Annotated in this window: 6 protein-coding genes and 3 pseudogenes; 2 read left to right on the forward strand and 7 right to left on the reverse strand. The window is 61.1% G+C overall.

Going from position 1 to position 12,669, the window contains the following annotated elements; translation table 11 throughout:
• Positions 1-67: 67 nt before the first annotated feature.
• The 4 genes from PQR54_RS36435 to PQR54_RS36450 form a co-directional block, all read right to left on the reverse strand.
• The gene (locus tag PQR54_RS36435; RefSeq protein WP_408254458.1) at positions 68-1,384 is read right to left on the reverse strand and encodes a chloride channel protein; all 1,317 of its coding nucleotides are present in this window, start codon (positions 1,382-1,384) and stop codon (positions 68-70) included.
• 12 nt (positions 1,385-1,396) lie between these two features.
• Complete coding sequence (locus tag PQR54_RS36440) at positions 1,397-2,437, reverse strand: alpha/beta hydrolase (protein ID WP_408254461.1); 1,041 nt, start codon at positions 2,435-2,437, stop codon at positions 1,397-1,399.
• A gap of 349 nt (positions 2,438-2,786) precedes the next feature.
• The gene (locus PQR54_RS36445) at positions 2,787-8,372 is read right to left on the reverse strand and encodes a trifunctional serine/threonine-protein kinase/ATP-binding protein/sensor histidine kinase (protein WP_408254463.1); all 5,586 of its coding nucleotides are present in this window, start codon (positions 8,370-8,372) and stop codon (positions 2,787-2,789) included.
• A gap of 1 nt (position 8,373) precedes the next feature.
• Complete coding sequence (locus PQR54_RS36450) at positions 8,374-8,571, reverse strand: response regulator (RefSeq protein WP_408254465.1); 198 nt, start codon at positions 8,569-8,571, stop codon at positions 8,374-8,376.
• A gap of 504 nt (positions 8,572-9,075) precedes the next feature.
• On the opposite strand from PQR54_RS36450, the pseudogene PQR54_RS36455 reads away from it, so the two are divergent.
• Positions 9,076-9,276 (forward strand): annotated as a pseudogene (locus PQR54_RS36455) (radical SAM protein); the annotation flags it as partial.
• Here PQR54_RS36455 and PQR54_RS36460 read toward each other — a convergent pair.
• From PQR54_RS36460 to PQR54_RS36470, 3 genes and pseudogenes are all read right to left on the reverse strand, one after another.
• Positions 9,262-10,466 (reverse strand): annotated as a pseudogene (locus PQR54_RS36460) (cyclic nucleotide-binding domain-containing protein); the annotation flags it as partial. The pseudogenes PQR54_RS36455 and PQR54_RS36460 sit on opposite strands and share 15 nt — an antisense overlap.
• A gap of 153 nt (positions 10,467-10,619) precedes the next feature.
• Positions 10,620-11,260: pseudogene (locus PQR54_RS36465) on the reverse strand (HD domain-containing protein).
• Between the two features lie 163 nt (positions 11,261-11,423).
• Positions 11,424-11,783 carry a hypothetical protein gene (locus PQR54_RS36470; protein WP_408254467.1) on the reverse strand — a complete coding sequence of 120 codons (360 nt, stop codon included), beginning with the start codon at positions 11,781-11,783 and terminating at the stop codon, positions 11,424-11,426.
• Positions 11,784-11,929: 146 nt separating this feature from the next.
• Here PQR54_RS36470 and PQR54_RS36475 point away from each other — a divergent pair, with 146 nt between their 5' ends.
• Positions 11,930-12,448 carry a Dps family protein gene (locus tag PQR54_RS36475; RefSeq protein WP_408254469.1) on the forward strand — a complete coding sequence of 173 codons (519 nt, stop codon included), beginning with the start codon at positions 11,930-11,932 and terminating at the stop codon, positions 12,446-12,448.
• Positions 12,449-12,669: the final 221 nt, after the last annotated feature.

The following is a 12,669-nucleotide window of genomic DNA, read 5'->3' on the forward strand; positions in this document are numbered from 1 at the left end:
GAACGGCGCGATCTCGACGTGTCCGAATTTCACTAACCAGGCCAAAGAGAATATGGCGCGCGTGAACTCAAGCGCCGGTTTGCTCAACTCCGGCTTGCAACACGCGGCGGCTTGCGGATGCAGCCATAGCGCTGCGCACATACTCTGCCGTGAGAACGGAACCAGCCACGGCAATCAGCATCGGAATCAGGAACTCCTGTGACGGATGCGTGAACTCGAAGATCAGCGCAAGCGCCGTCAACGGCACACGCATCGATGAAGCCAGAAAAGCAGCCGCGCCGATCACCGCGAACGCGCCCAATGGCGTGCCCGGCCACAGCGTCGACCAGACGCCGCCCAGCAGGATTGCGAGCAACGCGCCATTGCACAAGCCGGGCGTCAGCAGGCCGCCTGCAGCCCCCGCCCGAAGGCTGGTCCACGTGATCAGGACACGCAGCACCAGCAGAATCGCTGCGAGCTCCAGGTTGATCGAGCCATCGAAGCCGACCTGCGCGGGGCCCTTGCCATTGCCCAGCAAGATCGGGAGTTGCGTCGCAAGCAGGCCGATAAAGACGAAGTTTAGCAGGCACAAAGCCGGCAACGCTGCGCCGTGAGGCGCCTGCGCGCGCGCCGAACTCGTGAGCCGCGTGAACTGAACCGCGGCGAGTCCGAACAGCGGCCCCGCGATCGCCGACCAGATCATCAGCGAGGGCGTGGACGCATACTGCGGAACGGCGTATTGGGGCAGATTGCCGAGACCCACGCGCGCAATGAGTGCGGCAATCACCGACGTGATAATGGCTGGCACGAGGGCCCGCCAACTGTAACTCAGCAGCAATCCTTCCAGCACGTACAACGTACCCGCTAGCGGCACGTTATACACCGCGGCCAATCCGGCACCAGCGCCACATGCCACCATCACTGTGGCTTCATCGAGTGTGAGCCGCGCGTACGACGACAACCGCGCCGCAATCATCGCGCCGATTTCACGCGGTGCGACTTCGCGCCCGAGCGGCGATCCCAGCGCCACTGTGATGATCTGCAGCAGTGCATGACAGGTGGTGGCTACAACAGGCATGCGTGGATCGGCGCTCTTCACCGCGCGGGAAATGCTGATGAGCGGCTTGCACCACCGATACACCGCCCACCAGCCCACCCCAGCCATCACACCGCAACCGGCAAGCACGCCCACTCTACGTGCTGCGCTCGCCGAACTCACGCCATCCAGAAAGCTTTCGCCGTTGAACAGCGCCGCCGGACTGTAGCCGTACGCGAGATGCTGAATCGCGTGCAGCAACGCCGCGAGTCCGAGGCCCGATAGCCCGCCGCAGAGCCCCGTCAGCGCAACGACGGCGGCCAAACGTACGGCATGGCAGACTGCGAGCGGTTCGGATCGGGGCGGCATGACGCTTGTATCTTACTTTGCGAGTGCCTGGTTCAGCATGCTGCCTGCCAACGCGGTTGCGCCCAAAGCAGCCGGCGTGTTGCGCAGCGGGTTCAGCATCATGAAGTCATGCTGCGTGCCCAGGAAACGCACCGCCGTCACGTTGACGCCGGCCTGCGCGAGCTTGTGCGCATAGGCCTCGCCTTCATGCCGTAGCACGTCGTTCTCGTCGGTGATGACGAGCGCCGGCGGCAAGCCCTTGAGCGCGTCAAGCGAAGCACGCAGCGGCGAGACGTGCGGGTCGTTGGTTTGGGTCTCGGTGGCGTTCGGGAGATAGGAGTTCCAGAACCATTGCATCGCCTTCTTCGTCAGCCACGGACCATTCGGGAAATCTTCGTAAGTCGAATCGTCGACCGTGTAATCGGTCACCGGATAGAACATCGCCTGGAAGCGGATCGCCGGGCCGTGACGCTCCTTCGCGATCTGCGCGACCACGGCCACCATATTGCCGCCTACGCTGTCGCCGGCAATCGCCAGGCGGCTCGCATCGACATCGAACTCCTTCGGGTGCTCAGCGACATATTTCGTCGCGGCGTAGTCCTGTTCGATAGCCACAGGAAACTGTGCTTCCGGGGACGGTTCGTATTCCACAAACACGATAGTGGCGTGAGCGCGGTTCGCGAGGTCACGTACCAACCGGTCGTGCGTTGCGGCGTTGCCGAGAATCCAGCCCCCGCCGTGGAAATACATGATGACCGGCGTCGTGCCTTTGACATCGGCTGGACGGATCACGCGGACCTGTGTCTTGCCAGTCGGACCAACCGGCAGTGTGATTTCTTTCTCTTCCGCCGCCGCGAGGTTGCCGTTCGGGTCAGCCTGAATATCGTCGAGTACCTTGCGCGCGGCCTGCGGGGTCATCTCGTACAGCGGCGGGCCGCCGGCGGCGGTTAGCTTGTCGATAAACGCCTGGGTGGTGGGCTCGAGTTGCGGGACCGTCTCCGCCGATGCAGCGCTCGAAAGCGAACCGGCAAGCAGTGCCGAACCGATAGCCATGAATGAAACTAGCTTTCTCATCTGTCATTCTCCGTAGTACCGGCGTGCGCCGGTCAATTGAAAATCCGCATCTCACCTCGTCGCCGCGTTTACTCGATGCAACCGATCGGGCGTGTCCTGACGAACCTCGCCTGAACGTTATCCGAACGGCATCCGTGCAACCATCCCTACATCGGTTTCGCGGACGCAGCGCATGGTTTGGGAAACTCATATCTTGGTGTGAGCCAGTGGGATCCATTGCGTATGGAGACATGAACGAGCTGCTCCCCGGCAGGCGTGGGCGCAGTTCGTCGAGCGGCTGTACGAAGGTACGAAGAGGGGCTGCGCCGAGCACGCTATGACACAAGTGCAGCGACGCTAAGTGACCAAACTAAGCAGCAGCCGGCAGAGTGAAGACGAAAATCGTCCCGTGAGGGTAGCCCGGCCCGGCCGTGAGCGTCCCACCATGCGCTTCCATGATGGATCGGCAGATGGCGAGCCCCATGCCCATGCCGGTTTTTTTGGTCGTAAAGAATGCATCGAAAATACGCGACGCGTTCTCCTCACTGATCCCGCTGCCGTTATCCTGAACAGAGACGACCACTGCACCCTGATCGTTGACGCTCGAGGTGACGGTCAACAAACGCTGCCTTGCCTCGAGATGACTCATGGCATCTCCGGCGTTCATGACAAGGTTGAACAGCACCTGCTGCAATTGCACCCGGTCGGCCATTACCGCGCGGTTAGCGGCCAGATCAAGCCGGACAATAAGACTTCGCTGTTCGACCTCAGCGGAGGCCAGTTCGAACACTTCACGCACGACACTATCGATAGAGATGGGCGTGAATCTCGGCTTGGTCTCCTTCGCGAGAGACTGCAACGCGCGGATGATGTCGCCCGCCCGTTTGCCGTCTTTCACGATATCGCGCAAGCCGTTCAACGCTTCAGGAATGTCTGGCACGGGGCGGTTGAGCCAGCGCACGCCCGCACTCGCGTTCGAGACAACCGACGCCAGTGGCTGATTGATCTCATGCGCAATCGATGCGGCGAGTTCGCCCATCGTGGTCGCGCGTGACGCCTTCGCGAGGTCGAGCTTGGCATTCTGCAATGCAAGCTCCGTCGCATGCCGATCCGTGATGTCCGTCACAACACCCACAAAGTTGCTGACGCCCGATGGTTCGCCCAGCACTTCGAGATGCTTGATCGTACCGTCCTGCGTCACGATCCGGAACTTACGCCGGAACGATGTGCGATTGTGCGCGGCCTGCTCGACGGTCTTCTGGTAGCCGGCGACGTCATCCGGATGAATCCGCTCGAGAATCGCCTGGCCGCCCGGGCTTCCTTCTTCCATTGGCAAGCTGAACACGCTATACAGCTCTTTCGACCAATAGCGCTCACCCGTCAGACTGTTCCAGATATAGCTTCCCGAGCGGCTAATCCGTTGCCCCAGTGCGAGCGCCTCTTCACTCATGCGCAAGGCCATCTCGGTTTCCTGTCGCCTCTTGTTCTCTTCCAGCAATTCCGCATAGAGACGCGCGGTTTCGAGCGAAATGGCGGCTTGCGAAGCCAGTAGTTCAAGCACCGACGTGCGACTTTCTGTAAACACTCCCGCGCTCAGATTGTTCTCCAGATAGAGTGCGCCAACGGCAATACCCTGCTTGACAAGCGGCAAGCAGAACACTGAGCGCACCGCGCGGTGCGAAAACGACGCATCGAATGAGAAGCGCGGATCGCGTTGCGCATCTTCGAGCACGACCGGTTTGCGCGTGCGCAATGCCGTGTAGAAAACCGACGCCGGCACAGCTTCGCGGCTCACCTCGTCGCCGCCGATCGTCACCTGAACGCCATCGGGCGTCTCGTGTCCACTCGCCTCGACGACAGGCATATTCCCCTTCAACAGGATCAACATGCCGCGCTGCGCGCCGGCATGAACAATGGCCAGCGTGACAAGTGTCCGGATCAGCTTGTCGAGCAGGATCTCCTCTGACAACGCCTGCGACGACTTCAGGGCCGACACGAGGTCGAACTGCCGCTGGGCATCGGCGATTTCGATCGAAGGGCGCGTTGCCGCCGCGTGTTCGGTCGATATCGGCGCAGGACGTCCGGTGCGCTCCAGATGCTCGACTTTGGCGAGCGCGCCCCAACGCGTATAGCTCTCAACCGCTCGCCGGCGATGGTGGCGTGCCGCACTGAAGAGGCTGTTGGTCTCGCAGCACACTGACGCCAATTCGTGCGCCAACGCGTTACCCTGATTGAAGCCGCTTCCCGACGCGGCGGCCGCGGCCTGTTCGTACAGCGCCATAGCCACGAGGGGCGTTCCGTTGAGCCGCGCCACTTCGGCTTCGACCAACAGTTGCTTGTCTCTGAACGTAACCGGATTGAGGTTCGCCCAGGTCCTTAGTCTCGTCAGATGCGGCTCGATGCGCGCTACTGCGCCGGCGGCATCCTCCTCACCGGTATAAACCTTCGCGAGCGTAAGCGCCGCATAGAAGTGATAGTCCAGCAGATGAATATGCGCTGGGGTCGCCCATTTCAGCTCGCCGGCTTCGGCGAGACAATACAACGCGTCCTGATAGGCGCCGTGAAAATAGCAGGACACGCCTTTGAGCAACCAGATCCAGAAGCGCAGCGTCGTCATCTGGGTGTCGAGCAGTTCGGCTTCGAATGTGATACGCCCGTCGACCACCATGCCGAAGTTGCCCGGCAAGCCTGGGCCACCCGTCAAGCTATGAACGAAGCGCTTCTGCAACTCGAGGATATCTTCGACGTCCTTAAAACGCACCCGCCTCGCGAATGACAACCCAAGGTCGATTTCGCGATCGACCTGCTCAAGCGGCGTGCCGATCGTCAGCAAATCCGAGACGATGTGATTGCACGAGTAGCAGCTCATGGTCAGATCGCCGCTCGGACGGGCCGACTCGAAAGCATCGCGCGCGCACTGCAGAGCGTAAGGAAGCGGCTGAGTCCAGACGGCGACCGTGTCGAGTGCGACCAGCGTACTCGTGGCCACCGTGCTGAAGCCCCGCTGTTCAACCAGCGTGCGCGCCAGACTCGAAAACTCAAAACCCTCTTCATAGCGGCCGAAAAACTCCGCCACATACACGCCGAACCACGACAGACAATGCGCCGAAGCCGCGGTGATACCGTGGTCGATGGTGAGCTGCACCATATGGCACAGATGCAGGAAGCCAAGCCGTTCGTTCACGAACGAAGCGGGCGCGTAGACACTCGCCAGCAGATTCATTTCCGACTCGATCGCCGCATCGCGCAAGGTCGGCAGATCGGCCAGCGAAGCAATCGTTCGTGTTCGCAACGATTCGTTGAGTCGGTTATACGCGGCCTCGACGTCCGAGGCTTCCGGATGACGTGGCAAATACGTGCCAAACAGCTTGACTCCTTCCAGCGCGGTCTCGACCGCGGCTTCGTAGTCGGACAGATGCTGCTGCATGTCGACTTTGAGCTTGTAGACCGAGGCCCGTGCAACGATCGACAGGTCCTGGCGCAGCAGCTTCGCGATCTGCGTGCCGGCTGCATCGAAATCTGCGCTCAGTAGGTGGCACTGCACCCGCAGGACTCCGATCTCATAGCCAAGAGATTCGCCATAGTCCTCGCCACTCGCGTCCAGAAGCTTTTGCGCGACGTCAAGATAATTCAGTGCGGACTCGATGGCAATCGCTTCTTTCGCGTGACGTGCGGCCTGCAGGCAAATCCGGGCGAAGACGGTCGTCTCGTCGACGTCCAGATCGCGCAATGCGTCGGCTGCCTGCGCCCGTTCGATATGGTGAGCAATGTCGAACGCCGACCTCTGAACGGCCCGCACATCGAAATCCGCGATCAGGAGACGGGCAATGCGAGAATGTTCGACTCCGCGATCGGCAGCCGGCGTCAACTCGTATGCGGCCTCCTGAACCCGGTCGTGGCCGAAGGCAAAACCCGTCCGGTCCGACACGATCAGACCCGCTTCCATTGCCGGACGTAGACGCTGCTCCAACTCCATGCCACCGGCATGATCGATCCGCACCAGCGTCGAGCTGTCGATCCGCCGCCCCATGAAGGCAAGCAGCTTAAGCACGGCCCGCGCCTCACGCGGCAATCTCTCCAGACGCGCCACCATCAGATCGACCACGTTATCGGACGATTCATACTCGCTGATCCGTGCGATGTCCCATATCCAGCGGCCGGCCATGCCGTCATAGGAGATCAACTGATGGTCGGCCAGCGCCAGCAGCAGTTGCTTTACGAAGAACGGGTTGCCGCCCGTCTTCTCATGAACGACGGCGGCCAGCGGATAAACGTGGGCGGCATCGCCATGCAGCGCGTCGGCCAGCAAGGCGGAGACGTTCGCGGTGTCGAGCGGCGAGACGGCCAGCGTGGTGACGCGCGCACCCGTGCTCGGCAGCGACTTCAGGAACGCCTTGAACTTGGGCGAACGGTCGACTTCGTTGTCGCGGTAAGCGCAGATCAGCAGCACATGCCTGATTTCGACGTTGGCCACGAAGTTCGCGATGAAATTCAGCGTGGCGTCGTCGAACCAGTGCACGTCATCGAAGAAGAGGATCAGCGGGTGCGCTTGCGTCGCGAAAACGGAGAGCAGCCGGGTGATCAGCGCCCGGAAGCGTATCTGCGCTTCCACCGGCGGCAGATCCGCTACGTCGGGCTGAGGGCCGAGCACCAGCTCGAGTTCCGGGATGAAACTCACCAGCAGCTTGCCTTGCAGGCCGAGTGCATCACGTAGCACACTGCGCCAGCCGTCCAGTTCGCTATCGCTTTCGCCCAGAATACGCTGGAACAGCGAGCGTATTGCCTGCATCAAAGGCGCGTACGGCGCGTTTTGGCCGTACTGCTCGAGCTTGCCGGAGGCAAACAGCGTCGGCGTTTGCGCGGTTGCACGGTGCACGCTGCGCACAAGTTCGGATTTCCCTACGCCCGAGTAGCCGGACACGAAGATCAGTTCCGCCACGCCCTGCTGTGCATTGCGTTCGAACGCGCCGAGCAGCGCCTTGTATTCATGGGCGCGGCCAAACAGACGATGTGTGACGGCGAGGTTCTTGACGTTATCTTCCGCGGCCGGTTCGAACGGAACGATATGCTGCAACTCGTTCCAGTCGGCCAGACAACGCCGTAGATCGGCTTCGAGACTCGAGGCGCTTTGATAACGCTCCGCAGGGCTCTTGGCGAGCAGCTTCAGAACGATCGAGCCCAGTACGGTGGGCAAGCCCGGATGGTATTGGCGCGGGTCGGCGGGCTGGCGAGCGACGTGGTTATAAACCCATTCCACCGCATCCGCCGCCTCGAAAGGCAGACACCCGGTGAGCAGCTCGTACAACGTCACACCCAGCGAATAGAGATCGCTGCGCACGTCAGCCGCACCTTCCGCGCGCCGGGCCTGTTCCGGCGACATATAAGCCAGCGTGCCGTACAACGTGTCTGGCGACTCGGCCGGCAGGTCCCCTGCCCGGTTGAACGCAGCGCGGAAGCCCAACAACCGGATCGTGCCGTCGATCTCTTTCAGCAAATTGGAGGGTTTGATGTCGCGATGCAGGACGCCGCGCGCATGTGCGAGACGCAGCGCGCGCGCGGCGCCCACCGCGACGCGCAGAAAACGGCCAACCGCGAGCGCGCCCTCCGAGGCTGGCAGCATCAGCGCGCCGCCATTGTCTTCGTATACGAGAACCGGGCCGCGCGAGAGGCGTACGAGCGCGAGCGGCCGCACCGCCCATGCGGAATCGAGTCTGTTGGCCGGTGCGAACTCCTGCTGCAGGCGCCGAAATACGGCTTCCGTGGGCACATCGGTCGGCACCGCGATCAACCACGACTGCGTGCCGCCTGGCGAGCTCGCGCGATAGCGCACGATATTGCCATCCACCAGCAGCGCCTTGAGCGAAAGCTGATCGAACCAGACCTGATCGAAATGCACAGTGACGGCGGCGTCCGGGGATGATCCGTCAAGACCCTCGATAAATGCCTCTGTGCTCACTTCACTTCTCCCTTTTTTCGACGGCGGCAAGAATCAGATCGAACAGCGCGTCTTGCGCGAAAGGCTTGCCCGGAAAACCGACTGCGCCATGCTGCATTACTAGCCCAACCGTGTTTTCGTCGCCGTGCGCCGACATGATCACGACGGGGATGTGTGTCTGATCTTCGACCAGCTGACGCTGCACGTCGGCACCTTGCATTCCATGCATCCTATAGTCGAGCAACACACACATGGCGTGATCGGCGATCGGCAAAGCAGGAAGTCCTCGCCCGACGCGAACGTCGCCGCCGCATAACCAATGACTTAAGGAAATTGTCCAGGCCGCCGCGTACCGACGCGTCGTCGTCAACGGTGCAAACGAAGCTCATCGCCGCGGATACTCCAATTGCGCCAACGTGATGTTAGGGGGCGCGATGGCCTTCGCACTATCACACCTAGGTATAACGCCGTCATTCAGCGGGCCGCCCGGCCGAGTCCTATGCAGGATGGCTCGCTGGCGTCGTTTCTTTTACTGTGAGGTCGTGGGGCATCGGCGTTCCACCCGCCGGTGCCGCCTTCGGAACCCGCCCCGCCGGCATGACGACCGGGGCTTCCTTCATAGCACCGAACGGAGTTACTGTGAACGCGATCGAACGGGCACAGACAAGGCATGGCGACTTATCATGGATGGACGCCCGGCCGGGCGATCCGGCCGTCGTAGACATTGGTGCGGCCGCTCAAGGACCTGCGCCTCTCGGTGATCGACCAGTGCAACTTCCGTTGTACCTATTGCATGCCGAAAGACGTCTTCACCCCCGACTATCCGTTTCTGTCGGCGTCCGAGTGGCTTTCGTTCGATCAGATGCCCGCGCTCTGCCGCGCATTTACGGCACTCGGCGTCGAGAAGATCCGCCTGACCGGCGGAGTTACCGCCGCCCATCAGGACGATGCCCTGCCCCTTCACCAGTTTGGCTTCGATCGTCGACGCCCAGTAGTAAGTGCCACGCCCTTCGAAGCGCTCGAAGCCCGGCACCGTCGGCTTGCGATAAGCGGCGCCACTCGCGACCACTGTCCGCGCGCTGATGCGTTGTCCGTCGAGCAGCGTCAGCAGGACGATGCCCTCGTGCCGGCTCACGTCCATGACCTTGCCGGGAATAGCCAGATGCGCGCCGAACTTCAGGGCCTGCTGGAACGCGCGCGCAGCGAGCGTCTGGCCCGAAATGCCAGTGGGAAACCCCAGATAGTTTTCGATCCGCGAACTGGCGCCAGCCTGCCAGTCCCGCGCACGCTGATCGAACACTGCAACCGACAACCCTTCGGTGGCGGCATACACGGACGCCGCCAGGCACGCGGGCCCGCGCCGACGACCTCCACGTCATAGATATGCGACGATTCGAAGGTCGGCACGAGTCCGCGACGCGAAGCGAGCTCGGCCTCATCGGGCGCGCGCAGCACAGAGCCGTTCGGACGGAACACCAGCGGGAAATCGGCGGGGCCGGTCGTCATACCGCCCAAGAGCGTGAGCGCCTCGGGATCGCTGCGCGCGTCGATCACCGTCGCCGGATAGGCATTGCGACGCAGGAAACCTTGCAGCCGCATCAGCCGCGCGTCGTCGCCATTGCCGACGATCACCGGCCCCAGCCCCTGCTCCATCAATCCAAGCTGCCGCAGAATCAGCGCTCGCATGATGTGCTCGCCGAGTTGCGCATCGGCGACGATCAACGTGCGCAAGCGGTCCGGCTCGATCACGAGCGTCTCGACGTCAGTCAGCGCGATGCCGTCGATCAAGGCCGGTTTGCCGAAGAGTTGCGCCATCCCGGCAATGAAGTGGCCGTCGTCGTGCTCGGTGACGACGGTCGAACGTCCGAAACTATCGCGCGACACAATCCGAAGGCGGTCATGCAGCAGCACGAAGAGGCCGAGCGCCAAATGCCCGGTTTCGAAGATCAGTTCGCCGGCCTTGAACGACATCGGCCGCGCGAAACGTCGCAGGCTCTGAATCTCCGATGCCGAGAGGCGCGCGAACATCTGGTGCCGGCGATACTCCGGCGACGAATACGGAACCTCGAGTTCTGAGGGCGTGCTTGTGTTAACGGATAAGTCCGGGGTGCTCATATCATGCCTTAGCCCGTCATCGCGATGGCGGTTGACCGATAATGCTGCTTGCTCATCCACCTGAATGCCGAGGCGCGGCATCCACGGCACCGACGGCAGCGCATAGCCCGCGAGCGAACCCGCCGCCCACGCGCCGATCTTCTCAAACACCAATCAATTCGGCCAGTCCGATCCCAGCACCAGTCCGCAGAAATTGAGGCGGCGATAGTTCGGATCCCATCGGTCCAGCACGTCGGCATTCACGGTCCCGAATGTCGTCTCGGGACGATGCTCCATGCCGCGCACGTATGCTTCGATCAACTTCTTCTTAAAACCGATTCGCGTGGATAGGTCTGTATAACTTCGTCGCGCTGCTGCGCGGTGAACTCGTCGTAGCGCGCGCCCCGCACGTCCATCTGCACGCCGGCGCTGATGAGCGCGACCAGCGCCGGCAGGTGTTCCGGAATGCCAGGGGTCGTGTGCAAGGCGATCCCCACCCAGACCTCTTCGATTTTGCACTCACCAATGCCGTGCCGGCGCATAAAATCGCGCGCAGCGTTGGCGCCATCCACCTCGAAACGGTATGGCGACCGCTCGTATCGCGCGTCCAGCCCGACGTTATGAAACATCGCGCCGACATAGAGCAACTCGGCGTCGAATTCCAGATTCTCGCGGTATCCAGTCAGCGCAGCGAACAGAAAAGCCCGCAACGCATGATGAAACATCAACTCGGACTGCGTCCCGCGGATCAGGTCCGTTGCCTCCCGGGTCATCACACCATCCAGGATGTTAACGCCGGCAATGGTCTTATTCATGTCATTTCCTCCGCGTCTGCCCTGTGCCTGATGCGCCTTCGCGCACATGCCGAACCGAGTGCAGCAGAAGTGACGATCCAGAGCAGAATAGCGAAATAAATCTGCAAAGATTTGGCGGACTCTTAAAAAACCCTAAATCACCCCGTCATTTATTCGAATTCACTCATAGCACGAGTTCGTGAAAACGCCAGACGCCGTCACGAAGCCATCTCAGCAAGCCGCTGATCGCTTTGGCCAACTTTGCGGCTTTCGCTACGGCCTCCACGTTATGCAGGATGTTCGTTCGCTCGTGCGACATCGTGCCGAAAAACATTTGCGGTCGATAGTCGATAATCGCAACGGCACATAAGTCGGCTTTCAAGAGCTCCTTTGACATTTCGGGCTCCGTGGTGATTTGAATACTCTCCCCGAACAGACATGCTTCCCGTGCCGGCATAGCGTCAGAAACTGCAATCCATTCTATCGACTGGTTTTCGCCAAGCCACCGGAAAACGCCTGCATACCTCTTAAAAAGAATGAACATCTGGGGCGCGTCATCAGAAGGCGGACGCAGGTTTCACTTCCACTCAGAACTTTTCATATTTTCTGCAGGACTTTATCCGCGATGCATTCCTAGAATGTGCCTGGTTACTCGTACATCAGCTTTCCACCCTCTCGAAGGGATCCACCATGAAAGACGTATCGAATGCGCAAGCGCATCGCGCGGCGCCGCTGAAGACACCAACCCGTCTGACCGAAGAAGCGACCCAGGACATCGCCGCCGCCCTGACCACCCTATTGGCAGACGTGTTCGCACTGTATCTGAAGACTAAGAATTTCCACTGGCACATGTCGGGGCCTTACTTCCGCGACTATCACCTGTTGCTCGACGACCAGTCGGATCAGATCTTCGCGACGACCGATCGGATCGCGGAACGCGCACGGAAGATCGGCGGGAGGACACTGCATTCAACCGGTCAGATCACGCAGCTGCAGCGCATTCTCGATAACGACGCGGACTTCGTGACGCCGGACGACATGCTGGCCGAGTTGCGTGAAGACAATCTGGCGCTCGCGGGCTACATGCGCAAAACGCACTCGCTATGCGGCGAATACGGCGACGTCGCGACAACAAGCCTACTGGAAGTCTGGATCGACGAAGCGGAGCAACGGGTTTGGTTTTTGTTTGAATCCGGCCGTCGCGCATAGAGCCGGTTGAAAAGACACAACGCGAGATTGCATTTGAAGCCATTCAGCAATCTCAACGCAACTTATAAGTGGCATCCATTAGCTAGAGAGAAGCATCGGAGCGCACCATGAAATCGCTCGAGAAACCGCGCGCTGTCGTGATCGGCGGATCGCTCGGCGGCTTGCTCACAGCGAATACGTTGCGCGCGGCGGGCTGGGAGGTCGACGTATTCGAGACCTCG

This window comes from Paraburkholderia phytofirmans (genome assembly GCF_046028095.1).
Lineage (GTDB): Bacteria > Pseudomonadota > Gammaproteobacteria > Burkholderiales > Burkholderiaceae > Paraburkholderia > Paraburkholderia phytofirmans_A.

Coding starts and splice junctions, on each gene's coding strand:
- PQR54_RS36435 (WP_408254458.1), bottom strand. CDS start 1,384: ATGCCGCCCCGATCCGAACCGCTCGCAGTCTGCCATGCCGTACGTTTG.
- PQR54_RS36440 (WP_408254461.1), bottom strand. CDS start 2,437: ATGAGAAAGCTAGTTTCATTCATGGCTATCGGTTCGGCACTGCTTGCC.
- PQR54_RS36450 (WP_408254465.1), bottom strand. CDS start 8,571: ATGCAAGGTGCCGACGTGCAGCGTCAGCTGGTCGAAGATCAGACACAC.
- PQR54_RS36470 (WP_408254467.1), bottom strand. CDS start 11,783: ATGTTCATTCTTTTTAAGAGGTATGCAGGCGTTTTCCGGTGGCTTGGC.
- PQR54_RS36475 (WP_408254469.1), top strand. CDS start 11,930: ATGAAAGACGTATCGAATGCGCAAGCGCATCGCGCGGCGCCGCTGAAG.